The 25,191-nt window shown below is 34.4% G+C and carries 23 protein-coding genes; 13 read left to right on the forward strand and 10 right to left on the reverse strand.

Annotated features, from left to right (window positions below; all coding sequences use genetic code 11):
* Positions 1-49: 49 nt before the first annotated feature.
* The 4 genes from ACN4EE_RS04845 to ACN4EE_RS04860 all read left to right on the forward strand — a co-directional run bounded on the left by ACN4EE_RS04845 (position 50) and on the right by ACN4EE_RS04860 (position 5,693).
* On the forward strand, positions 50-937 hold the full coding sequence (locus ACN4EE_RS04845) for a sulfotransferase family protein (RefSeq protein WP_431705279.1): 888 nt from the start codon (positions 50-52) through the stop codon (positions 935-937).
* Positions 938-953: 16 nt separating this feature from the next.
* The gene (locus tag ACN4EE_RS04850; protein WP_431705280.1) at positions 954-1,961 is read left to right on the forward strand and encodes a glycosyltransferase family 4 protein; all 1,008 of its coding nucleotides are present in this window, start codon (positions 954-956) and stop codon (positions 1,959-1,961) included.
* Positions 1,962-2,048: 87 nt separating this feature from the next.
* Positions 2,049-3,353 (forward strand): O-antigen ligase family protein, encoded by a 1,305-nt coding sequence (locus ACN4EE_RS04855; protein WP_431705281.1) that lies wholly within the window; start codon positions 2,049-2,051, stop codon positions 3,351-3,353.
* A 222-nt stretch (positions 3,354-3,575) separates the two neighbouring features.
* Positions 3,576-5,693: a PAS domain-containing protein gene (locus ACN4EE_RS04860; RefSeq protein ID WP_431705282.1), complete on the forward strand. Its 2,118-nt coding sequence runs from the start codon at positions 3,576-3,578 to the stop codon at positions 5,691-5,693.
* On the opposite strand, the gene ACN4EE_RS04865 is transcribed toward ACN4EE_RS04860, so the two are convergent.
* Positions 5,662-5,898, reverse strand: coding sequence for a hypothetical protein (locus ACN4EE_RS04865; RefSeq protein WP_431705283.1), 237 nt, complete (start codon positions 5,896-5,898; stop codon positions 5,662-5,664). The genes ACN4EE_RS04860 and ACN4EE_RS04865 overlap by 32 nt on opposite strands.
* 167 nt (positions 5,899-6,065) lie before the next feature.
* Here ACN4EE_RS04865 and ACN4EE_RS04870 point away from each other — a divergent pair, with 167 nt between their 5' ends.
* Genes ACN4EE_RS04870 through ACN4EE_RS04880 form a run of 3 tightly spaced genes read left to right on the forward strand, consistent with a single transcriptional unit; the run spans position 6,066 to position 9,504 of the window.
* Positions 6,066-7,550 (forward strand): histidine kinase dimerization/phosphoacceptor domain -containing protein, encoded by a 1,485-nt coding sequence (locus ACN4EE_RS04870; RefSeq protein WP_431705284.1) that lies wholly within the window; start codon positions 6,066-6,068, stop codon positions 7,548-7,550.
* A gap of 14 nt (positions 7,551-7,564) precedes the next feature.
* Positions 7,565-8,470, forward strand: coding sequence for a GGDEF domain-containing response regulator (locus ACN4EE_RS04875; RefSeq protein ID WP_431705285.1), 906 nt, complete (start codon positions 7,565-7,567; stop codon positions 8,468-8,470).
* A gap of 14 nt (positions 8,471-8,484) precedes the next feature.
* Positions 8,485-9,504 carry a glycosyltransferase family 2 protein gene (locus ACN4EE_RS04880; protein ID WP_431705286.1) on the forward strand — a complete coding sequence of 340 codons (1,020 nt, stop codon included), beginning with the start codon at positions 8,485-8,487 and terminating at the stop codon, positions 9,502-9,504.
* Here ACN4EE_RS04880 and ACN4EE_RS04885 read toward each other — a convergent pair.
* Entirely contained in the window at positions 9,501-10,811 is a 1,311-nt protein-coding gene (locus tag ACN4EE_RS04885; RefSeq protein WP_431705287.1) for a flippase, read from the reverse strand. The two genes, ACN4EE_RS04880 and ACN4EE_RS04885, sit on opposite strands and share 4 nt — an antisense overlap.
* A gap of 427 nt (positions 10,812-11,238) precedes the next feature.
* Here ACN4EE_RS04885 and ACN4EE_RS04890 point away from each other — a divergent pair, with 427 nt between their 5' ends.
* A complete protein-coding gene (locus ACN4EE_RS04890; protein WP_431705288.1) occupies positions 11,239-11,475 on the forward strand; it encodes a type II toxin-antitoxin system HicA family toxin in 237 nt (78 codons plus the stop codon).
* A 5-nt stretch (positions 11,476-11,480) separates the two neighbouring features.
* On the forward strand, positions 11,481-11,744 hold the full coding sequence (locus ACN4EE_RS04895) for a type II toxin-antitoxin system HicB family antitoxin (protein WP_431705289.1): 264 nt from the start codon (positions 11,481-11,483) through the stop codon (positions 11,742-11,744).
* Positions 11,745-12,039: 295 nt separating this feature from the next.
* Here the strand turns inward: ACN4EE_RS04895 and ACN4EE_RS04900 are convergent, their stop codons facing one another.
* On the reverse strand, positions 12,040-13,458 hold the full coding sequence (locus ACN4EE_RS04900; protein WP_431705290.1) for a GumC family protein: 1,419 nt from the start codon (positions 13,456-13,458) through the stop codon (positions 12,040-12,042).
* A gap of 16 nt (positions 13,459-13,474) precedes the next feature.
* Entirely contained in the window at positions 13,475-14,566 is a 1,092-nt protein-coding gene (locus tag ACN4EE_RS04905) for a polysaccharide biosynthesis/export family protein (protein ID WP_431705291.1), read from the reverse strand.
* 130 nt (positions 14,567-14,696) lie between these two features.
* Here ACN4EE_RS04905 and ACN4EE_RS04910 point away from each other — a divergent pair, with 130 nt between their 5' ends.
* Both ACN4EE_RS04910 and ACN4EE_RS04915 read left to right on the forward strand, forming a co-directional pair.
* Positions 14,697-15,167: an ATP-binding protein gene (locus tag ACN4EE_RS04910; RefSeq protein ID WP_431705292.1), complete on the forward strand. Its 471-nt coding sequence runs from the start codon at positions 14,697-14,699 to the stop codon at positions 15,165-15,167.
* Between the two features lie 128 nt (positions 15,168-15,295).
* Positions 15,296-18,964 carry a DUF7149 domain-containing protein gene (locus ACN4EE_RS04915; RefSeq protein ID WP_431705293.1) on the forward strand — a complete coding sequence of 1,223 codons (3,669 nt, stop codon included), beginning with the start codon at positions 15,296-15,298 and terminating at the stop codon, positions 18,962-18,964.
* Between the two features lie 177 nt (positions 18,965-19,141).
* On the opposite strand, the gene ACN4EE_RS04920 is transcribed toward ACN4EE_RS04915, so the two are convergent.
* Positions 19,142-19,996 (reverse strand): branched-chain amino acid ABC transporter permease, encoded by an 855-nt coding sequence (locus ACN4EE_RS04920; protein WP_431705294.1) that lies wholly within the window; start codon positions 19,994-19,996, stop codon positions 19,142-19,144.
* Positions 19,997-20,197: 201 nt separating this feature from the next.
* Here ACN4EE_RS04920 and infC point away from each other — a divergent pair, with 201 nt between their 5' ends.
* A complete protein-coding gene (infC, locus tag ACN4EE_RS04925) occupies positions 20,198-20,740 on the forward strand; it encodes a translation initiation factor IF-3 (RefSeq protein ID WP_431705295.1) in 543 nt (180 codons plus the stop codon).
* 446 nt (positions 20,741-21,186) lie between these two features.
* Positions 21,187-22,428, forward strand: coding sequence for a bifunctional ornithine acetyltransferase/N-acetylglutamate synthase (gene argJ / locus ACN4EE_RS04930; protein ID WP_431705296.1), 1,242 nt, complete (start codon positions 21,187-21,189; stop codon positions 22,426-22,428).
* A gap of 159 nt (positions 22,429-22,587) precedes the next feature.
* Here argJ and ACN4EE_RS04935 read toward each other — a convergent pair whose 3' ends face one another.
* The 5 genes from ACN4EE_RS04935 to ACN4EE_RS04955 form a co-directional block, all read right to left on the reverse strand.
* A complete protein-coding gene (locus tag ACN4EE_RS04935; RefSeq protein ID WP_431705297.1) occupies positions 22,588-23,172 on the reverse strand; it encodes a chromophore lyase CpcT/CpeT in 585 nt (194 codons plus the stop codon).
* A 9-nt stretch (positions 23,173-23,181) separates the two neighbouring features.
* On the reverse strand, positions 23,182-23,832 hold the full coding sequence (locus tag ACN4EE_RS04940) for a HEAT repeat domain-containing protein (RefSeq protein ID WP_431705298.1): 651 nt from the start codon (positions 23,830-23,832) through the stop codon (positions 23,182-23,184).
* A gap of 9 nt (positions 23,833-23,841) precedes the next feature.
* Positions 23,842-24,135, reverse strand: coding sequence for a DUF7734 family protein (locus ACN4EE_RS04945; RefSeq protein WP_431705299.1), 294 nt, complete (start codon positions 24,133-24,135; stop codon positions 23,842-23,844).
* 61 nt (positions 24,136-24,196) lie between these two features.
* Complete coding sequence (locus tag ACN4EE_RS04950; RefSeq protein WP_431705300.1) at positions 24,197-24,790, reverse strand: DUF3177 family protein; 594 nt, start codon at positions 24,788-24,790, stop codon at positions 24,197-24,199.
* A 71-nt stretch (positions 24,791-24,861) separates the two neighbouring features.
* Complete coding sequence (locus ACN4EE_RS04955; RefSeq protein WP_431705301.1) at positions 24,862-25,086, reverse strand: Calvin cycle protein CP12; 225 nt, start codon at positions 25,084-25,086, stop codon at positions 24,862-24,864.
* Positions 25,087-25,191 lie beyond the last annotated feature (105 nt).

The following is a 25,191-nucleotide window of genomic DNA, read 5'->3' on the forward strand; positions in this document are numbered from 1 at the left end:
GACATTTTGAACACCCTACTATCAACCTAACTTTTAATAATTTTAATCTATGACACTACCTAATTTTTTAATTATTGGGGCGGCGAAAGCAGGTACAACGGCTTTACATTCCTACTTAAAACAACATCCGCAAATTTATATGACTCCTGATAAGGAGACTAATTTTTTCGCTTTTGAGGGGGAAACTTTAAAGTTTAATGGTATTGGCGATCGAGCGATCGAACAATTTTCTATTACTGATTTAGCCACCTATGAGCAAGAATTTCAAGGGGTAAAAGAAGAAAAAGCCATCGGCGAAGCCTGTCCATTATATCTCTATAATGAAAAAGCCGTTGAGAGAATTTATCACTATATTCCTAACGCCAAGCTCATTGTAATTTTAAGAAATCCTGTCGATCGAGCCTATGCTAACTTTTTACACTTAATTAGAGACGATCGAGAACCCGAAAAGGACTTTGGAAAAGCCTTAGAAGCAGAGTTCGATCGCATCGCTAATCATTGGGAATGGTTTTGGCATTATATTCAATTAGGTTTTTATCACCTTCAATTAGAGAGATATTATCAGCAGTTTAACCCCGATCAAATTCGTGTTTATTTGTATGAAGATTTAAGAGACGATGCCCTCAAATTAATTCAAAATATTTTTGCTTTTTTAGAAGTAGAAACCAACTTTGAACCCGATATGACAATTCGCCCGAATAAGTCGGGAATGCCAAAAAATGAATTATTACATAAATTATTAACAAAACCGAATCCTTTAAAAAGTTTAGTTAAACCCTTATTACCAGCCTCTTTTCGCCAAAAAATTCAACATAAAAATTTACAAACCCCCACTATCACACCAGAAGTTAGAGAAAAATTAATTAATATTTATAAAGAAGATATTTTAGCCTGTCAGAAATTAATCGATCGAGATCTTTCGTCATGGTTATCTTAATAAAAATATAAAACTTATGAAACCAAAAATATGGCATTTAATCGGTGATAAAAGGGCTGGAGGTTCAAATCTCCTTGTTAAGAATTTAATGGCATCTCTAGGGCATAAATTTGACTTTAACATGGTCAGATTAGAGGAGATAAAGACACAATTAATCAAAGAAAAACCAGATTTAATTATCTTTCATTATCCCTGTGCTTGGCGTTATTTATTACCTTTAAAAAGACTCAAAAAATACTGTCCTATTTATATTTGTGATCACCATTACTGTAAGGGTTTTGAACAACATCAGGTATCTTCAAAATTCCGTTTTCATACCATGTTAAAACTGTCTTATGGTATGGTCGATCGAATTATCTCTATTTCTCAGGCACAAAGACAATGGATGATCGATAATAAATTAGTTAAACCAGAAAAAATTACCGTCATTACTCCAGCTTCTCCCCTTGAATCTTTGCTCAAAATTCCTCCGAAAATCACAGGAGAAAAAATTATTTTAGGTGCTTATGGACGTTTTGCCCCTCAAAAGGGTTTTGATTTATTGTTACGCGCCATCAAAGAAATTTCTACCTCCCCCCAATGGCAAAATTTTGAGTTACGGTTAGGGGGTTATGGGCAAGATGAAGAATTAATTACTTCTTTAGGGAAAGGATTACCTAATGTTAAATTACTAGGTTCGATCGAACATATCAATCAATTTTTAAACGATTGTGATGTAATTATTATCCCCTCTCGTTGGGAAGGTTGGGGTTTAGTAGCCTTAGAAACCAAAGCCGCCGCCCGTGCCGTTGTAGCCTTTGGAGTAGATGGTTTAGTAGAACAAATCAAAGACTGCGGTTTACTAATTCCCCGTGATAACATAAAAGCATTAGGAGAAGGAATATTATCCTTATCCACAAAACCCCTAACGAAATGGGGCATCAAAGGGAGAAACTCAGTCATCAATAGTTGGCAAAATTGTGTTCAAGAATGGGAAACAATATTTTGTCATTCCGAGCTTGTCGAGGAATCTCCCAAACGTTGATTTTTACTACCAATGGGTTAAGTCCACAATTTGTCAAATTACGGCTAAAGCCAACAATCTATTAAAAATATTTTTTGAAAATATGTAATGAACTTAGACAAACCCAGTAAAATTACTATCCAACCCGAAAATTTTCCCGAAAAATTAGTCTGGTATGGCATGATTTGGACTTATGGCTTTTATTTAATCGGAGCAACCTATATTGTTGGTTCAGTATTAGGGGTTATACTGGGCTTCTGTTTAGCATTACAATGGTGGCTACAAACAGAAGAAACTCCTCCAGAAGATCGAATTTCTATACCCTTAATCACTTGGGTATGGATTATCGGAATGTTAGTCATGCAAGTTGCTTTAGTGGTGGGGCATTTAGACTATAACTTAGGTACTGGAATGCTGATCAAATCTAGCATTGGTTGGGCAAAAGGTTGGGCAGGATTAGCCCTTTATCCCTTAGCAGGATGTTTAAAGATACGCCCTCAAATTATTTACCGTGCCGTGTGCGTTATTTGTTTTCATACCCTGCTTATTTCTCCCCTTTTAATTATTGCGCCTATTCTTCATCTCCCAGAAATCTTATATGTATCCCCCCTCAAAGCCGTAGGAGGACCGGGTAATACTTTTTTTGATGTTTCCCTCTATGAAATTGATTTCGATGGCTCAATTCGTCAGCGATTATTTACCCCTTGGGGACCTGCTTTAGGATTTGTGGCAAATGTTTACTTTATCCTTGCCCTTCAAGAGAAAAATAAGAAATGGCGTTTATTTGGCATTATTGGCTCAATTTTTATGGGAAATATCTGTAAATCTCGTCTAGCTTTAATTTCTCTCATTTTAACTCCTGTTGTCATTTTTTTCTGCTCTCGGTTAACTCGCCCAATTATTTTAATTTTAATGGGGGTTGGTAGTACGATCGCAGGTATTTTATCCCCAGTAATTTTCATGGCGTTGGATACTTTTAAGCAGAAATTTACGGAAGCAAGAGCAGATTCTAGCCGAGTCAGACGAGTTTTAAAAGAAATTGCTGGATACCGTTGGCGTACCGAAGCACCTATTTGGGGACATGGAGTGGTGGAACCGGGTCCTCATGTGGTGGAGTATATGCCTATCGGTTCTCATCATACTTGGTATGGTTTATTATTTATGAGGGGAATTGTGGGGTTTTTTGCTTTGGCAATTCCCATGATTTTAAGTTTATTGGTGTTGTTAGTTAAGGCACAAACTGAAGAAGTGGCGAGGGCTGGTTTAGCTATTTTGTTTATTCTATTCCTTTATACTTTTGGGGAAAATTTGGATATTTTAGCTTATCTTTATTGGCCCGGTTTAATTATTATGGGGATAGCTTTTAAGAATAAAAATAGTCATAAATCTTTAAATTTTAAAGAACAAATCTAAGTAAGTAAGCAAAATTAATTATGAATTTTATTTACCTCAAAGCTATGATAAAAAGGGGTTTAAATCCCTTGTCTCTATACAATTAATTTTGCACGATAACTTAATAGGTGTATAATATATTTATTGTTTTGCTACAAGTATGAACTTTTCTGAATTTTTTGTGAATTGTGGGCATAAATTGTGAAGAAAATACTTAATTATCTTAAATATCCATGGCTAAAAATGACTGTAATTCTATTGATAATTATAATCATCAATTTTGCCTTGGAAATTAGAGCGTTGGATGATTCCATTATAGAAAAGGCGATCGAATCTTCCCGTTTAATTTCTGAAAGTATGATCAATGCGAGGGATATTTATAGTACAGAAGTGGTAGCAAAACTCAATGATATTCCAGAGGTTAACTTTTCCCATAACTATTCTTCTTTTCCTAATCATGCTCCTATTCCTGCCAGTTTTTTAATGGAATTGAGCGAAAAAATTAGACAAAGTAATCCCGAACTAATTGTGAGATACTATAGTGATTATCCTTTCCCTTGGCGAGAAAAAGAAGGGGGAGTTAAAGATGACTTTCAAAAATCCGCTTTACAAAATATTCGTCAGAATCCTAGTCAACCTTTTTATAGAGAGGAAAAAATCAAGGGAGTTCCCTTTTTTCGTTATGGGGTAGGGGATGTGATGAAACCTTCCTGTGTGGAGTGTCATAATCGTCATCCTGATTCCCCAAAAAGGGATTGGAAGGTGGGAGATGTTCGAGGAGTGTTAGAAATTTCTTATCCTCTTAGTCTTTTCCAATCGGCTGATAATTATACACACCATCTAACTCGTTTAGTTGTAATTACTTTTGTCGTAATTATTCTTTTATATCAAACTATCGAAAAAATGGTTAAAAGTGAAAGCAACAAAAAAATTAATCAGATTCTCCAAGAAGCTAATCGAGAATTGGAAGAAAAGGTAGAGATGAAAACCAAAGATTTAATTTTGAAAGAAAGGGCGATCGCAGCTACTCAAAATGGCATTATTATTGTCGATGCCACTAAACCCGATTTTCCTTGTATGTTAGTTAATCCCGCCTTTGAACAAATGACGGGTTATCAAGCAAAGGAAGTAATTGGCAAGAATTGTCGCTTTCTACAGGGTAACGATCAAAATCAAGAGTCATTACAAATTCTTCGACGCAGTTTAAAAAATCATCAAGGTTGTCAGGTAATTGTGCGTAACTATAAAAAGAATGGTGATTTATTCTGGAATGAATTAAATATTTCACCTATTTACGATGTTCATGGTAATTTAACTCATTATATCGGCGTTCAAAATGATGTCACTGAGAGAGTTAATACAGAACAAATCATGAAACGTCAACTAAACGCTATGGATGCAACCATTGACGGTATTGCAGTTTTAGAAAATGAAATATTTGTCTATGTCAATGCTTCACACCATAAATTATTCGGTTATAATGATCCTCAAGATTTAATCGGTGTAAATTGGCGTGTACTATATTCTCCCCAAGAGGTCGATCGAATCGAGAAAGATATTTTTCCGATTTTGTATGATCACGGTTATTGGCAAGGAGAGGCGATCGCTACTAAAAAAGATGGTTCAACTTTTATCGAAGGTTTATCCTTAAGTATCAATGATAATGTAATTATTTGCATTTGCCGAGACATCACCGACATCAAAAAAGCCCAAGAGGAAGTAAAGACATCTCTAAGACAGAAAGAAATATTACTAAAAGAGATACATCACCGAGTCAAAAACAATTTATTAGTAGTCTCTAGCTTAATTGATTGGCAAACAGAATTTTTAACAGACCCAAATATTATCTCCATCATGGAAGATAGCCAAAAAAGAATTCAAAGTATGGCGTTAATCCATGAGAAACTATATAAATCCTCTGATTTAGCCCGTATCGACTTAGCGGAATATCTCAAAAGTCTGATTGAACAAGTTTTTCTTAGTAGTAACTTGAATTTAGACAAAATCAATATAGAATTTGACTTACAATCTATATTTGTTAATATTGAAACTGCCACTCCCTGCGGATTAATTGTCAATGAGTTAGTAGCCAATTCCTTAGAACACGCTTTTTCTAACCAAGAAAATGGGACTATTTCCCTTAATTTATGTCTCGATCGATCTAAAAAAATAACTCTAATAGTTAAAGATAATGGTATTGGTTTTCCTGATAATTTTGACTGGCAAAAAACTGATAGTTTAGGTTTACAATTAGTGAGTTTACTCACGCAACAATTAGAAGGAAAATTGGTGATTAACCAAGAACAAGGAACAGAAGTAATTATTGCTTTTAAAGAACTAGAATACAATACTCGTTTTTAACTCCTTCAATACGAGTGGAAGAACCAATACTTTCGATCGTGGCAACCTTTTTCAATGTAGCTAACTTTTCAGGGGAAAGAGTTTTTAAACTCCGCCATGAGCCTTTAAACTTGTCAATTTCAGCGATCAGAGTTAAGATTTCTGGAGTGATGACAATTTGGTTAATATCCATACCATAGCCAATTATTAAGCTAATAACAACCAATTATAGCCAATTATAGCCAATTATAAACCAATAGACATCTTCAAAAATACAGGCAAAATGCCTGTCCTACGGTGATAAAATCATAAATTTAGGTACTATTAGATTAGGATAATGAATCTCGATTCAGCATTATTTTTTCGGAAGTGAACTATACGTCCAGAATCTACATGAGCAAATATCTCCTTTCCAAACATATAATAACGATAAAAAATGAGCAACAAAATTTTAGTCAAGATTTTATTTTAGACAATGAAACTTATTCTATTGGTCGTAATTCTGAAAATAATATTGTCATTTCCCATTCTCTCATCTCTAGGTATCACTGCGTCATTATGCCTATGTTTTATAACAGTATAGATCAAAAAATTAGTTACTGGATTATTGATGGTAATTTAAAAGGAAAAAGAAGTGCTAATGGTATTTTTGTCGATCGAAAAAGGTGTTTATCTCATGAGTTAAAATCTCAAGACGTGGTTGATTTAGGAGGAGTAAATAGTGGCATTCAAATTATTTATCGAGTTATAAAATTTGAGCAAGAGAATAATTTAGAAGAAAAATCAAGTACTAAAGTAAATTTACAGAACAAAAATGATATTACTCTAATTAATAGTGATCAATTTAATACCACTTTTAATCAATCGATTCAAGAACAAGAAGAAAAATATCGTTCCGTAGTTCGTCAAATAGCTCAAGATATTATTTTGGCTGACCTCGATACTAAGCAAATAATAGAGGCAAATATTGCCTTTTGCAACTTGATCGGTTATACAGAGTCGGAACTAACTAAGTTAAAAATTTATGAACTTCAAACCATTAATACTGAAGTATTTGACACTCAAATCCAACAAATTGAGCAAGAAAAATTAAATATTATTTATGATTCTACCTTATTGCACAAGGATGGTTCATTAATAGATGTAGAGTTAAATATAAGTATTATTTACCTTAGTCAAACATCTCTGATTTGCTATACAGTGAGGGATATTCGTCAAATTAAACAGTTTCAAAGGCAACTTTCTCAATCTTTAGATGAAAAACAGTTGTTACTCAAAGAGATTCATCATCGAGTCAAAAATAATTTATTGGTAGTAAGTAGCATTTTAGATTGGCAATGTGAGTTTACAGATGACGATAAGATTCTTCAATTGATGACGGAAACTCAAAAAAGAATACGGACGATCGCACTCATTCATGAAAAACTTTATAAATCCCCTGATTTTTCTAACATTGATATTGCCCAATACATTCAAAATTTAGTTGATCAGTTATATTTATCCTTTGTACATAATCAACAAAAAATTGAGATTAATTTTGAATTAGAATCTATAATTTTTAATATAGAAACTGTTACTCCTTGTGGTCTAATTGTTAATGAGTTAATTTCTAATGCCTTAAAACACGCTTTTATCGGTAGAAATCAAGGATCAATAACTATTTCCCTTAAAACTGATAACAATAAATATTTGTTAACTGTCAAAGACGATGGTATTGGTTTTCCTGAACAATGGGAACTGGAAAAAAGTGAGAGTCTGGGTTTGCAATTAGTTTCTTTATTAACGTCTCAACTAGATGGAGAATTATCTATTGGAAAGGAAGAAGGTACGGTTGTTAAAATTCTTTTTCAAAAACAAAAATATCAGAGGAGATATTAAACAAGATGAATCCAGTGAAAATATTGATAGTGGAAGATGAATTACTCATCGCACGAACTTTGTCCAAAAAGTTAGAAAAAATGGGTTATCAACTCACGGGCATTGTTTCTTCGGGAGATGCGGCTTTAGAGTCTATTAGAAAAACCCCCCCTGATTTAATTCTCATGGATATTGTTATCAAAGGAGATAAGGATGGTATTGAAACCGCAAGGGAAATTGATCAAAATTATCATTTACCAATCATTTATTTAACTGCTTATGCGGATGATCAGACTTTAGAAAGGGCGGAGGAAACAGGGTGTTATGGTTATATTCTCAAACCTTATTTAGAAAAAGAATTACACGCTAATATCAAAATGGCATTGAAAAAACATGAACAAAACAAAGTATTAAAAGAAGAAATCAGTCGTGATCCTTTGACGGGATTATTTAACCGCCGTTATTTAGATGAGTTTTTAGTTAAGGAGTTACATCGGGCAAAACGAAATAAATCTTGTTTTTGTGTGATGATGATTGATATAGATCATTTTAAACGTTTTAATGATAATTTTGGTCATAGTGCAGGGGATTTAGTTTTACAAAGGGCTGCCAATCTGATTAAAAAAAATGTAAGGGAATATGATGTGGTTTGTCGTTATGGGGGGGAAGAAATCACCGTTATCTGTCCTGAATGTGCGATCGAGGATATTTTTTTCCGTGCAGAAAGCATCAGAGAGACGATCGAACTTGACAGAATCGTTTATCAATCATTACCTTTACCTCCCGTTACTGTTTCCATTGGTATTGCCAGTTATCCTGCTCATGGAATTTCTCTACTCAATGAGGCGGATAATGCCCTTTATGAAGCCAAAAATCAAGGTAGAAATCGAGTTATAGTTGCTCACAAAACCCAAAATAATCCCAATATAGCTTTTGAGTAAAAATTGCTAAATATATGAAACTTGTATCAGTAATTGTTCCTGTCTATAACGTTGAAGCCTATATTGCTCAAGCTATTAATTCGGTTTTGAGTCAAACCTATCCCCATTTTGAATTATTGATTATCGATGATGAAGGCAACGATCGAACTATGGATATTTGTCGGCAGTTTGAGGATTATCGTATCAGAATTATCTCTCAAAAAAATCGAGGATTAGCGGGGGCAAGAAATACAGGGATTCGCCACAGTCAGGGGGAGTATTTAGCTTTTTTAGATGGTGATGATATGTGGATGCCTGATAAATTAGCAAAACATATTGAGCATTTAGAATCACATCCTGAAGTGGGGGTGAGTTTTTCTCGATCGGCTTTCATTGATAATCAAGATAAATTACTTGGTACATATCAAATGCCCCGATTAGAAAATATTACAGCCGAACATTTGTTTTACGAAAATTCCATCGGTAATGGTTCAGCCCCCGTAATTCGTAGAGAAGTATTTGAGGAGATTTGTTTTCCAGATAACCGTCATGGAGAGGTAGAAAATTTTTATTTTGATGAGGATTTTCGACGATCGGAAGATTTGGAATGTTGGATCAGAATTGTATTACAAACTTCTTGGAAAATAGAGGGTTTTTCTGATACTTTAACCCTTTATCGAGTCAATCAACAAGGGCTTTCCGCAAATGTATTTCCCCAGTTGGCTTCTTGGGAGCAGGTAATCAACAAAACTCGCTCTTATGCCCCTGATTTAATCGATCGTTGTGAAAAACCTGCCAAAGCCCATCAATTATTATATTTAGCCCGTCAAGCTATTAAATTTAAGGATGGTAAAACCGCAGTGCAATTAATTAATCAAGCCTTTTCCACCTACAACAAGATTTTATTTACTAATACCCGTGTTACTGTATTAACTTCGATCGTGGGTTATTTACTGTATTTATTGCCTTCTCCTTTGTATAATTTTCTGGAATTTTGGGGCTTAAAACTCAATGGATTTATCCAAAAAAGTGCCATTAAACGAAAGAAAAATTAAAACATCGATCGAAGTTGTACTTTAAATATTTTTCTGGTTTTAGGATGGGTTGCATTACTCAAAAAAGAGGCAATGGCTTGAGAAATAATCGTGGCGATCGCCGCTCCAATTCCTGCATAAAGAGGAATTAAAATTAGATTTAAAATAACATTGCTAATAGCCCCTAAAAAAGTTCGGCGAAAAGATAAATCGTTTAAGCCTTCGGCAATAAACCAAGGAAATGTACCCTGCCCCATAAACACAAATACGGAAGTCCAAATATGAATCGCTAAAATCGTTCCTGCGGGGCTAAATTCTTGACCAAATAATAGTAGTATCAATGGTTTTGATAAAATTGTCATGGGAATAGAGATGGAAATGGCAACGATATTTAAAAATCTTAAGACTTTAGTGATTTTTTGGTAATAAAGTGCTTCATCGCCGTCTTTTTTTGCCTGATAAATACCGGGGGATACAGAAGATACGATCGCAGTGGGAATAAAATACCACGCCTCAGAAATTTTCGTAGCGGAAGAATATAAACCAACAGCATTAGCATCAATCATAAAACCAAGCATAATTTGATCCATCTTCATATAAATCATAACGGTTAAGCCCGATAATATGAGAGGCCAACTTTCTTTAAGTAATTTTTTGGCTAAGGAGAAACTCCATCGCCATAGTTTCAGGGAATAACCTTGACATTCATAGACAATAATTAAACCAATACCCGCAATAATAAATTCTGCTAAAGTTGCCCATGCAAAAGCGATCAAGGGAGCATTGAGGTAGATTAAAATTATTTTCAGCATCCCCACCATAATAAATGCTGTATTTTTGGCTAAAACTGTATATTTCGATCGAACCTGAGATTGAAACCAAAGATCGATCGTCTCAAAAGCCCGAAAAATCCCCATTGAGCCTAAAATTGCCACTAAATAAATCGTTAAATAATCATCGGGTTTGAGTAGAAAAATAGTCAAAACACTGATAATTAAACTGGCTATCCCCCCTCCAATTTGCAACAAAAAAGTAGTGCCTAATATCGTATCTTTATCTTCAGGGTTTTCTGTAATAGTTCTGACTACCAAAGAGGGTAAACCAAGAGTTGAGATACTAATAAACAAGATAACGAAAGCCAAGGCATAGTTAAAAATACCAAATTGCTCTACTCCCAGATAACGGGCAACCCAGACTCCTATCAATAAGCCGATACCCATTCTCAAGATTCGATCGAAAAAAAGCCATCCTGTATTACCGACTATTTTTAGTAATTCGGGATTATTTTTTAAGTGTGTTAATTTTTCGACAATATTTTTGTAATTCATAAAGTTTTATATATTTTTAAATCAGCACGACGTTTTTATTCTCAAAATTTGATTTAATGGTTCGACTACACGGTTATCGAGCGGAGTCGAGACTTATATTGAGCGTAGCCGAAGTGTCTGCTAAACGGACTAAGAAAAATTCAATTTTATCCCGACTTTGAAAAAAACCCTGCTTGTATAAGATTAGCCCCAAATTGTCCAGAACAAAACCCAAAGAATTACACCTAACTATAAAAAAAATATCAGAGAATTTTATCATTTATGTAAATCATTTAAGATTGTTAAATATTTATTTTAGTTTTCTACGAATAATAATATTTTTAATTTTGAAAAAATGTTCATGTATGGTAATTTATCACAAATGATTTAGGATTGCTATATGATATAAAGTATCGCATGGGCAAAGAATTAGACTCAGATTAAAATTATGGGAAAGTTAGAAAAATTAATCGACAAATTATTAAGAGATCCACCAGAATTAAGTTATGATGATGTCTATTATATTCTTACTAATTTTGGCTTTCAAGAAGTATCAGCCAAGGGTAGTCATCATACTTTTAGGAATAATCAAGGACAAAAAATAACCGTACCCAAAAAAAGCGGTAAAACCGTTAAAAGAACTTATCTTAAACAAATAGTAATGTTATTAAAATTAGGAGAATAAACTCAATGAAAACTCAAGATAAATTAACCACATTAAAAGATTATTTAAACTTAAATTATCCTATTACTTTTTATCCCGAAAATGAAGGCGGATATACTGTAATAATTCAAGATTTAGAAGGTTGTATTTCTGAAGGTGAGACATTAGAAGAAGCGATGGAAAATATATTAGATGCCAAACAATCATGGTTAGAAACTGCATGGGAATATGGTGATAATATTCCTTTCCCCTCTAATTTGATTCCTAATAATTACCTCAGTGAACCATAAAGAAAATGATGAAAACTAGACAGGTGGACAAGTGGACAGGGAGAAAAATTCTCAATATTTGATGTACTTTTGAGAGAATTTTATTCATTCACCAGAAATACAATCTTCCTGTCTGCCTGTCTTCGGAGTCTTCCAAGTCAGCCCTCACCTATTTTTATAGTTCACTCAGGTTAATAATTAGACTTTAGGCTCTTCTACTTTGAGTATGATAAATTATATCTAAAAAAAGGTGTCAGGTATGTCGAATCACCCTTTTTCTAGCCATCATCAGTAAACTTAAATGCAAACTAGCTTATTACTCAAGAACATTTTTGATAATTTTCGTAACTATCACTTGTAAAGGCGCTCTCCACCAAAGAATAGTTAAACCAAAGGTAACTAAAATTGAGCCTAATCCTGCCCCGATAATTACTAATTTCGTTTTCGGTGATGTTGGGTCTTCTGGTAAACTAGGTTCTTCGATTAACTGTAGCAAAGGAAATGAACCAAAAGGATCGCTTTTCCCTAAATCAACTTTGGCAAGGGTAGATGTGAAGATAGCTTCGGCAATTTGTACTTCTTTTAATAAAGAATCAAGAGTTCGGGCTTTATCGACTAAGACAGTCAGTCGTGCTTCTAATTCTTTGATTTGTTGATTTAATGCCTCTAGTTGCCCCACAAAGCCCTTATGTTCTGATTCTAAGGTGACAATTTTTTGATATAGTTCTCCTCGTTTAATGCCTAAACCACTGGTATTGTCTAGGTTAAGATTTTGTAAGCTATTTTGATCTAAGGATTTGCCTAGTAAGGATTCTCCTCGTTTTAAAAAGATATTAAGGGCTGTTTGCTGTTTGTCTTTTAATTCCAATACATCAGGGTAATTCTCCCCTCGACTTTCTTTTAAGGCTTCTAATTCAAGGGTGATTTGGGTATATTCTTTTAAACTATTTTGAAATTCTTGATCACTTTGTAAAGTAAGAGAGTCGGAGGCTTCGGGGGAAGATGTTTGTAAGGTTTCCGATAGTTGCTTTAGTGTGGCTTCCGATTGGCTGGTTTGGGTGATTAATTCCGCTCTTTGTTTTCGGAGTTGTTCGATCGTATTAATTAAATATCCTACCTGATCGGAGGAACTTAAACCCGATTGCATCTTATAATCTGAGAGACGGCTTTGAGCCTTGGTTAATTTTGATTCTGCTTCATTCACCGCCGATTGAATCGCCTCATTGCGACTGTTTTGTTCCGTTGTGCGCAGAAAATCTAATCTGTTGGCTAAGGCTTCGTAAAGAGCTTGTGCTTTTTGTTGGGCTTTTTCGGGAGAGTTGCCCGTTATTTCTATTTTAAACGTAGTAGTATTATTAATAATCTTGATTTGAGGTGAGCCAAAATCTTCTAAGGGCAATTTTAGTGAATTGGCGGCTTCTTGTAAAACCGTATTATTGGAAGCGATTAGTTTATAATTTTCTCTCGGATCAGATGAACTACCAAAAGCTGATGTGGTTGATGTGACGGCTTGTCCTATGTCGGGTAAGTTAACATTGACCCCTTGTCCGCTTCCTGCTACATTCAAAATTAGTTCGCTGGTATAACTAGGCATTGTTGTTTTTAGATAATAAAGAGCCAATCCCCATACCATGCCATTAGCAAGGGCTGCTACTCCTAAATAACGAAAAATTCTCCATCCAATTCGTTTTTGGGATTTGGCTTCGATTATATTTGATGGTATAGCTTTGACCATAAAATTTAATGATAAATTAGCGAAAAATATTTCTAAAGATTAAAAGAGGATTAAGAGGGCTAAGTATATCGGCGATCGTTCTGAAAACATCTCTAGTGCTGGTTACTTTTGAATCATAACAGACAACGCCATCTCTATTCATTAAAAAAGGATTATCGGCATCATCATTATTATTCCGCAGTAATTCTTCCACCTTTCTTTCTGTGACGGATGTTTCTCCAGTCAAAGGATCAACTCTAACTAAAATAGCACTTCGGGAGGCGTTGGTATCAGGAATCCCCCCGGCACAGTTAGCGGCGACAACGGCTTGACTAAAACGAGCACCATAGGGAAAGGTAATGCCCTCTTGTTGATTGCCAATGGCGGAGGTAGCATTACTATTGGCGGGAATAGTCAGGTTAGACATAAAAACTTTTATACCGGGGGGCGTAATAGCAGAAGGGCGAACTAATTGGGGTTGAACAAAGTCTTTGGCAGGGACTATAATTCGATCGCCCGATATTAAGGGTATATCCTCCACTGCTTCGCCTGTGAATACGCCTGAAAGATCAACGATCGTTTCTAACTCGCCTCTTTTAACGATAATTTGTTCTATATCTGCCGTGGGTAAAACCCCTCCTGCCGATCGAATGGCATTGGTGAGAAAACGCCCTAAAGGAAAATCTCCCGTTACCTGTTGGGCTTCTCTGGAAATATTGACATCCGCTCCTGATTCTTCTCTATTATTAATGAGGATTAATCCGGGTTGATATACTTCTCCGCTCACACTAACTTGTATGGGCGACCATTTCAACATTTCAACGGTTAATTGTAGTTTACCTGCTGGGAAGAAACCTCGATCGATCAATAAATCTGATAGTTGTTGTTGTACTTCATAAGGTTCTAAACCAATCACAGATACTGAACCCAGAAAAGGTATTTCTAATGCTCCATCTTGATTAACTTGATAGACTCCGGCAAAATATTTTTCATTAGGTATCGAAACTTGTAGTCGATCGCCCTTCGATAAAGGTAAACTGTGAGAGGATGGAATCATTAAAACAGAAGTCAACAAGAACACAAATACATTAATAACAGTTCTCGTCTTGTTAACCAATGAACTCTCCATCGCCAATTTCTCCTTATTTTTAGCTCAATTATTAGTATAATCTATGAGTTTATATTTTTGAGTTGTCACAAAGACTAATAAGGATAGGTAAGTCCAGACAAAATTAAATGAATATTGAGTTTATATTAAAATGTTAAAAAAAATCAATAATGATACTGATAATCCTGATTTTCACTTAAAAATTGTCAGTAATCTTGACGAAGTAGAAAATTTATTAAATTGGTTTGAAAAACAACATCGATCACATATTCCTGAACAAATTTGGTTACAGGCTCAAACGGCTTTAATTGAAGGATTTACCAATGCGGTGCGTCACGCCCATGAATATCACACAGAAGACACTCCGATTGATGTGAGACTAGAGATTACAAGTCATCATTTAGAAATGAAAATTTGGGATCAAGGTATATTCTTTGATTTAATATCAGCGTTGCACAATTTACACACCAAAATTAGCTCTAATGACATTGATTTGTTTGAAAGGGAGTCTCAATGGGGTTTTATTTTTTTCCTCAAATTAAGAGATGAATTTGGTTGGTCGATCGATTATATTCAAGAGGATAAGTTGAATTGTTTGAAAGTTCGATCGCCTTATTTTTAAGATAGTGTGAGAGAATGAAGAAAGTCAAATGAAAAATTCAATATCGTAGGTTGGGTTAGCGTTAGCGTAACCCAAAAATAAATATTAATAATTTCAATAGAATTGTAGCAAAGTTTTAAATTTTAAAGATGTCAAATAATCCCAAACAAGCCTTAAACTATGTATTCAGAAAAATACCTGTGGCGAGGGAAGATATTAATAAATTTAAGCAAAATTTAGAGAATTTACTGACTATAACGGATAGTAAAATTAACGAATCGGAAGAATATCATAAAAATAACTTACGGGATTTTCTCAATCAAACTTATTATCATCCCTATCATTATCTCAACACTCAAAATAGAAATGATTTAGTAATTCATAATGGTAATAAAGACAGTAAAATTGGTGTTATTATCGAGACAAAAAAGCCAGAAAATAAAAGCGAGATGGTAAGTATTGATAAATTTAATGTTAAGTCATTACAGCAGTTACTTTTTTATTATTTACAAGCCCGAATTAACGAAAATAACATCAACTTAAAACATTTAATTATCACCGATATTTATAACTGGTTTATCTTTGATGCCAATTTATTTGAAAGATTATTTTATCATCATAAACCCTTAATTAAAGAATTTAATAACTTTCAAGAAGGCAGATTAACTAGCAAAAAAAAAGAGCTTTTTTATCAAGATATTGCTAGTCAATATATAACTGAAAATGAGCAAGAATTAAAGGAAAATTGTACCTATTTTAACCTGACTGACTATCAAAACATCTCCGAAGATAAGCAATTAATTCCTCTTTATAAAATATTCTCTCCTCAGCATTTATTAAAGTTACCCTTTGTTAATGATAGCAATAGTTTAAATCAAGATTTTTACTGCGAATTATTACACATAATTGGATTAACAGAAGTCAAAGATAAAAGCAAAAAATTAATTCAAAGACTCCCCCTAGAAAATCGAAATCAAGGCTCACTATTAGAAAATGTCATCTATCATTTAGATACTTATAATAAACTTGATAATTTATCTATATTCAGTGAAACAATAAAAGATGCAGGTAATGAGAGGGAAAAGGGAAAAGGGAAGAGGGAAAAGGAGTTGTTAGAATTTTCACATGATAATAATGAATTAAGAGAGAATTATCAAGAAGAATTATTTAAAATTGCCTTAGAATTAGTAATTACTTGGATTAACCGTATTTTGTTCTTAAAATTACTGGAAGCCCAATTAATTAACTATAATAATGGGGATAAAAACTATAGTTTTCTGAATAAGGAAAAGATTACTCATTTTAATGATTTAGATACTTTATTCTTTCAAGTCTTAGCAAAAAAAATTGAGGAGAGAAACCCTGATATTCAAGTTAAATTTAGTCATATCCCTTATCTTAATAGTGGCTTATTTGAGACAACAGAGTTAGAAAATAAAACCCTTTTTATTGCTAACTTAAATAATGATTATCAATTACCCTTATTTAAGCATACGGTGTTAAAAGATAATCAAGGCAAAAGAAAAACAGGAGAGTTAAACACATTAACTTATTTATTCGAGTTTTTATCGGCTTATAACTTCAGTAATGAAGGCAAAGAGGAAATCCAAGAGGAAAGAAAAGGTTTAATTAATGCCTCCGTTTTGGGGTTAATTTTTGAGAAGATTAACGGTTATCAAGATGGCTCGTTTTTTACACCCGGTTTTATTACTATGTATATGTGTCGGGAAACCATCACTAAGGCAATTATTACTAAATTTCATCAAGTTAAAAAATGGAATTGTCAAAATATTGACGAGTTAAAAGAATTAATAGAATATCAAAGTCCAGAAGCAAGAAATGAGGCAAATTCTATCATTAATAGTATCACCATTTGCGATCCTGCGGTAGGTTCTGGTCATTTTTTAGTGTCGGCTTTAAACGAAATTATCGCTTTAAAAAGTAGCTTAAATATTTGGCAGGATAGACAAGGTAAACGTATTAAGGAATATTCGATCGAACTGGAAAACGATGAGTTAATAATTAAAGATGAAGATGGAGAATTGTACAATTATAAGCCCGAATTTGCTAATAGTCAACGCATCCAAGAAAGTTTATTCCACGAAAAGAAAACCATCATCGAAAATTGTTTATTTGGGGTGGATATTAATATTAATTCCGTCAAAATTTGTCGGTTAAGACTGTGGATTGAGTTACTCAAAAATGCTTATTATATTCTCCCCTTACGAAGGGAGGTTAGGGGTGATCGCACTCTTGAAACTTTGCCAAATATTGATATTAATATTAAGTGCGGTAACTCTTTAATTAGTCGTTTTGACTTAAAATCTGACTTAAAATTAGCGCTGAAAAAACATAATTTAACTATTAAAGATTATCAACAGGCAATCAAAACTTATCATAACCCAAAAAGTCGTCAAGAAAAACAGCAAGTTATCACTTTAATTAAGCAAATCAAAGATAATTTTACTATGGCAATGACGGGAAATGCTCCACTTCAACAGGAGTTAAGAAAAAAGGAAAGTGAGTTATATAATCTACAAAATCAACAATCTTTATTTGAGGAGTCAGTGAAGGAGAAAAAAGCTAGAAAAAAGAAGGAAAAAGATTTAGAAAAACAAATTAATTTATTGAGTAAGGAGATAGATGATAAACAAAATAATGCTATCTATCGTCATGGTTTTGAGTGGCGTTTTGAGTTTCCCGAAGTGTTAGATAAAAATGGTGATTTTATCGGTTTTGATGTGATTATTGGAAATCCACCCTACGGAGTTAAATTAACTCAAAATCAACAAACTATTCTCAATCAAATTTATAATTATGGCACAACGGAAACAGCAATTTTATTTATCAAAAAAGGCTATGAAATGTTAAATAAATCTGGCATTCAGTCTTATATTATTCCTAAGTCTTTTACTTTTGCTTCTAATTATCAAAAAATTAGAGAGGATACCATTAAAGATTTAACTAAAATTGTGGATTGTGGTAAGGTTTGGCAAGATGTAAAACTAGAAGTGTGTATTTTTCAACTTAATAAAAATAAAGTTAATAATAGTTATGATTCTTACAAACGTTTTGGAGGAAATATCGAATATTTAACTACTTTAGATAAAGACTTATTTACTAAATTTGGCTTTATTATTAATGGTATCAATAATCAAGAAATTAAGTTAGGATTAAAAATATTAAATAACTGTCAATTTTTAAATGATATTAGCACTAATCAAAGAGGTGCGATGTTGCAAAAATTAGTTACTAACACAGGGGATTGTGATGTAATTGGCGGTGCAGACGTGCAAAAATACGGTATTCAAGGCATAAAAGGCAAAATTAACCGTCAAATTGTTAATGATAATAAGGCATTTATTAAGGCTAATTCTCTTTTAGTTCAAAATATTATTGCTCATATAATGAATCCGATCGAGCATATACAAATTACGGTTTGTATTCCAGAAAATCAAGATTTAATTTTAGTGGATACCATTAATCAAATTGAATTAAAATCAGAGATTAAACCAGAATTTATTTGGGCTTTATTACACTCAAAATTGCTGAATTGGTATGTTTATTTATTTGTCTTTGCTAAGGCTATTCGCACCATGCACTTTGATAATCAAGTCACTGCAAAAATTCCTATTCCTAAAGATATTAATGAGCAAAAACAAGAAATATTTAGCAAATTAGTAACAAAAATATTAGAAGAAAAAAGGACAAATGCTGTAGCAGATACCAACAAATTAGAGAGAGAAATCGATTTATTAGTGTATAAGTTATATGGCTTAACGGCGGAGGAAATTAAAATAATTGAAAGTGAAAATTAACGTCTCTAAAAATATTCGACAAAAAGATGATTTATAGTTCACTCTTTAACTATTGTGAATAATCAGATTTAAAATGCCCTGTTTTTGAGTAAAAATTGCCAAAAATTCGCACTTTTTTATGAATATAGTGTGCCTAAACCATTGATTTTAATAACCTTTTGATTTATTCAGCAAACCCTATTTACCAAAAATTCCTTGAGGACGAATTAACAAAATACCGATCATAATTATTAAAGCTACTCCTAATTTATACTCAGAACCAAATATGGGAACACTTAACTCTTGTGCAATGCCAATAATAAGCCCCCCTGCGATCGCACCGTAGGGATTGCCAATACCTCCCAGTATCACCGCCGCAAACATCGGCAAAATTAAAAACCACCCCATATTCGGGCGCACCGCCGTAATTAAACCAAATAACCCCCCTCCAAAAGCAGTTAATACCGCCGTCATAATCCATGTAAATAAGATAACCTGTTCGACATTAATCCCCGACACTCTGGCTAAATCAATATTATCCGCCACCGCTCGCATGGCTTTTCCAATTTTTGTATTTTGCAAGACAAGATGTAATCCAACGATCGCACCGATGGTTAAAGCAACCACTATGACACGATAATAAGCGATTTTGACACCCCCAAGATCGATCGCTTCCATTAAAGGCAAGTCATAATTTTGATTACTGCCACCCCAAATAAACAAAACTCCGTTACGCAAAAACAACGCCAAACCAATGGAAATAATAATTAAAGTCGTGCTACTAGCCCGTTTATCTCGCATGGGTTTCCATAACAACTGTTCACAGATTAACATTAAAATCACCGTGCCAACCGTAGCGACAATAATAGATAACCAAATATTCAACCCTTCATGGTTGATTACCCACGTTAAATAAGCACCAATCGTCAAAAAATCCCCGTGAGCAAAATTTGATAACCTTAAAATTCCCATCGTCAAGGTTAAACCCACGGCGGCTAGCGCAATAATACTCCCCACTGCAACACCGTTAAAAAGTGACTGTATTGTATCCATTGAGATCAAACTTCTTAATTTTTTTTAATATTATGAGCAAATCATTACTAATCAAAGCATTAAACTAAGAATCTTTAACAAAAAATAATCATTTCTTAGCAATGACCAATTATAATATTGACTAAGCAATAAAAACTATCACTTATTAAATTAATCTCAAACTTTATTATTCGATCGTACTGGAGACATTAATCAAAACCTGTGACCTATAGCAACAATAAAAAAACAAACCAAAGAGATTTACCGAAAATAAACAACAATATCCGTTTTCCCAGAGTACGGGTAATTGGTATGGATGGAGAACAATTAGGCATCCTTGATACCAGAGACGCTAATCGCATGGCGGAAGAAAAAGAACTGGACTTAGTATTAGTCAGCGAAACTTCCGATCCTCCTGTATGTCGTATTATGGATTACGGTAAATTCAAGTTTGAACAGGAGAAAAAAGCAAGGGCAATCCGCAAAAAGCAACACACGGCGGATATAAAAGAAGTGAAAATGCGGTATAAAATTGATGAGCATGATTATCAAGTGCGCGTCAATCAAGCAAAACGTTTTCTTAATGCTGGTGATAAAGTCAAAGCCACGATCAACTTTAGAGGGAGAGAAGCGCAACACGTTCACTTAGGACAAGAATTATTAGAACGCATGGCGCAGGATTTGACTGAATTAGCAGAAATTCAACAAAAACCCAAAAAAGAAGGGCGAAATATGATCATGTTTCTCTCTCCTAAAAAGTCTTAGGGCTATGGGAGATAGAGGGATTAGAAGAGTGACGCTCCATACACTTACGTCTGTAAAGTATAGGCTTCAAGCGGAAATTATCCTTCTTGAACTTCCATCGTGGTACTCCTTCTTTCCCACTACGGCGTTTTAAAGTGAGGTACACGTCCAGCCCCACTAGGCAAATAATAACACATCACTGGCGATTCATACCACACTTGTTTAATTATTTTTTTTGGTTGAAAACAAAGTGTGGGGCTTCTCGCCTAAAAGCTAAAAGAAAAAAAGAAAAATGGATGCGTTTTATTAGACTTCGATCAAATTTATAATTTTGCGCAGGTTTTTAGTTAGTTACCAATTGCCTCATTTATGTCATGGTAGGTGAAAGTATTGTTCATACTAAACTTTTCATAGCTCACTTTTTTCCCATTATTAATTCCTAATTCTTCATTTCTCATTAATTTATTATGTCTGACTGGAAAGTAATTGAAGGGGGTTTAACTGCCCCTAAAGGCTTTAAATCTTCTGGTATTACCGCAGGGCTTAAACCTTCCAAAGCCCCTGATTTAGCCCTGATTTATTCGGAAACCAATGCGATCGCAGCAGGGGTATTCACTACTTCTGAGGTTCGTGCCGCTTGTGTGGATTATTGTCGTCAAAAATTGCAGAAAAAACCTAGTGCCAGAGCGATTATTTGTAATGCTGGTCAAGCTAATGCCGCCACAGGTGAACAAGGTTTACAAGATGCCCTAGAGACGGCGGAGGCTTTGGCTAAAGAGTTAAACATTGACACGGATTCTATTCTTTTGGCTTCTACGGGAGTTATTGGGCAAAGAATCAAAATGGATATATTAAAGAGTGCTATTCCTCAATTAGTAGCTGAATTATCGGAAAATGGGGGAGAAGCCACCGCAAAAGCTATTATTACTACGGATTTAGTCACTAAATCGATCGCACTGGAAACTATGATAGACGATCGACCCGTGCGCATTGGCGGTATTTCTAAGGGATCAGGTATGATTCATCCTAATATGGCAACGATGTTGGGCTTTATTACCTGTGATGCGGCGGTTTCTACTCAACTTTGGCAACAGATGTTAAAACGTGCCTGTGATAAGAGTTTTAATCAAATTACCGTTGACGGTGACACTAGCACTAATGATAGTTTAATCGCCCTTGCCAATGGACAATCTCGCACTCCTGCTATTACTAGCCTCGATGAAAATGGTCAAAAATTGGAGGCGATGTTAACGGAAGTTTGTCAACATTTGGCAAAAGCCATTGCGAGAGATGGAGAAGGTGCAACCTGTTTAGTGGAAGTTGAGGTAAAAGGAGCAACCGATGAAGCCTCCGCTCGTCAAATCGCTAAAACCATTGTGGGTTCATCTTTAGTTAAATCCGCTATCTTCGGACGGGATCCGAATTGGGGACGTATTGCCGCCGCCGCAGGTAGAGCAGGAGTACAATTTAATCAAGATGATTTAATGATCAAATTGGGGGATTTCTTGTTGATGGAAAGAGGGCAACCCTTGCCGTTCGATCGAGCCGCCGCCAGTAACTATCTTAAACAAGCCGCCGCAGGAGAATATTTGAAAAGCGACACTGTAGCTATTTCTGTTTCCGTTGGTAATGGTTCAGGGAGTGGTAAAGCATGGGGTTGCGATCTCAGTTACGATTATGTGAAAATCAACGCCGAATACACCACTTAAATAATTAGGATGAGAAATTAGGAATTGAGAATGTAGGGGTTTAATATATTAAACCCACCCCCACCAAAACCTGAGTTCGACATAAAATTATGTTTACTTTTTTAACGATGCTCCAAGCCTTGATTTTAATAGCCTTCTGATTTATTCAGCAAACCCTATTTACACTTCATTAGCGAAACTTTGGACACGGGTAAAATGAAATGGTCCCGCCACCGACCCCCACAATAATTCGTCTGTAACTAAATCCCTACCTCGATCGAAACTAATCATTTTTTCGCTACTAATTTCAAAACTATTATCAAGATAAGATTCTTTACCTTTTCTAACAACAATACAGGCTTTTCCCGGTTTAATATAACCTTTAAAATGAGTTCCAGTCCATTCGGCAATCATATCACAACCGTTCATTTTTTCGAGGTTTTCGATCGATAATTTTTTTAATTTTTCGATGTTTCTCGAAGCACCATAAAAGGGAGTTTCTTCCTTTAATTTATAATGTTCTAACTCTAAATGATCATCCACAGCATCAATTTTAAACACCCTTAAACGATAGGGTTGACTAGGTAAAAAATCGTAGGCTTGTTCTAAAAATAAACTTACTCCCCCTAATAAAGACTCAGGTAAAGGACGCATACAAACTCGAATATGAGCGAAAAAAGGAGGGTTATCTAATGCTTGTTGTTGATTACTAAAATCTGCAGCCATTAATCTAGCTAAAGCCTTAATATCTGTAGAATGACTCATTTTAAATAGTTATTTATTATAAATTTTTTTCAATGCTAGTTTACCACGATTTTGGATAGCAATTTCTTCATCTTGAGTGATAATTTCCGTTAATTTATCTGTAATTTTTTTCAATAAATTTTCACAGGAAGAATGGATGGCAAAATACAAATTTTCTAAGGAAACAATGGAAGCGTAACGCACCACCCATTCACCATCATTAATGGTAATAAAAAGAGTATCTAAAATTCGAGTTTGAGTAGGGATAAGATTGTCAGGGGATAGTTGATGCCACTGTAAACTCCCCAATCCTTTAGTTGCCGCCCGTCTAACGCTTAAAGAAAAGTCATTCACGGCGGTTTTGAGGAGTAAATCTAAGGCACGAATATCGCCAATTCCTGCAAAAACTCTCACAGCCCACGCCCTCGCACCATAATTATAATTATCTAAACTGGTTAATAATGGTTCAATAACCGCATCTCCTAGGGCGATTAACCCTTCTGTGGCACTGACTGCCGCCCCCGGATTGTTATAACCTAACACTTGTATTAAAGTGGGTATGGCTTCGATCGATCTCGCTTGTGACAGTTGAGTGACTGCTTGAAATAATTTTGAGGCAGAGTCGGCTTTTTCTACCGCTTCGATGAGTTGACTAACAGGATTGAGGGTTGTTTCAATCATAATTAAAAGTTACAAAATATTGTTTAATAAGGGTAAAAAATCTTGGACGGTTAAGTATTTTTGAATGTATTGAGGGTTACTAGGATTATAAGGACTAGAGGCTCGATCGATCTTTATAATTTGCGCATCAGGGGATAAAATAGGTACATCAGGATCATATTGAGTACTTCCGCTTAAATTACTCGAAAAACCCTTAAAAATCATAATTTCCACCTCCTCATTATTATCCTTAGCAGTGACAATTAAAACCTCTTGGGGATTTTGTTGACTATAAGTTTCTAATACTTGAATGTTAATATTCACTAGACTGATAAATTAGGTTTTCTTCATTTTTAATTCTTAATTCTTAATTCTTAATTCTTAATTATTGTTCAAGAGCTATTCTACCCTGTTTAATGAGCCTAAAAGTTAAGAAATAGAATAGATAGATAAAATAAATAACTAACCCCGTTATGCCCAGAAATCCTAAAAATCCGGGGGTTGAGTTGGCATGAAAGATACTTTTATATTGCCAAGGGGCTTCAAGCCAGACTCGACAAAAGGTTTCTACCTTCGCATCTGGAGAAAAAGTGCAACGCAAAACAGGGATAAATGCGATCGAACTGATAGTACCATAAAAAGTCATCGCCCAACGCCAACTTCTCAGGGTTAAACGTAACGGGGATTTAGGTAAATCTCGAATTTCATCATTAATATCCACCCAAAACCAAAGACTGATTACCACCAAAATATGTCCTAAAAACCAAGCTAAATAACCAATTTGCCACACTGGAATTAACAAATAAATTGCGATCGCCATTAAACTAGCCACCCGCCAAAAAATCAACAATAAACGCTGAATAGACTGAATTTTAGCAGTTAAAGACCAAATAGAGAGAATTAAAGGTACAATTAAACATAAAACGACAAATAACTTATAATTAGTCCAAACTAGAGCTTTTAATAACGTATCTTCCATAGATAAAAATAAATATAAAAATAAAAAGAGGTGGGAAAACCCACCCTATAAACCTAAAAATAAAAAAAAGATTAGTCTTCGTAAAGACGACATTCCGCCGCATCGGGGTTATCATCACAATATTGCTCTAAAGAAGTTTTATGAGGCTCATTTGCTTTTTGATGAGAGGCTTCAGCTTGTAATTCTTCCACCGCATCCCAAGCCGCCGCACATTCAGGAGAGCCTTTTCCGTTGATGTCACAAACTTCCCTAGCTTCCTTAATTTCTTCTTGGATTTTTTCTTGTATGTTACTCATAGTAATTAAGTCCTTTATTTTTTTATGATCTGTTTATAGCTTATAACAGAATTTTATTTATTTGTGATCGGGATTTTCCCATTGCTAAAAATTATATCTTAATCT

It is taken from the genome of Geminocystis sp. CENA526 (genome assembly GCF_050753365.1).
Lineage (GTDB): Bacteria > Cyanobacteriota > Cyanobacteriia > Cyanobacteriales > Cyanobacteriaceae > Geminocystis.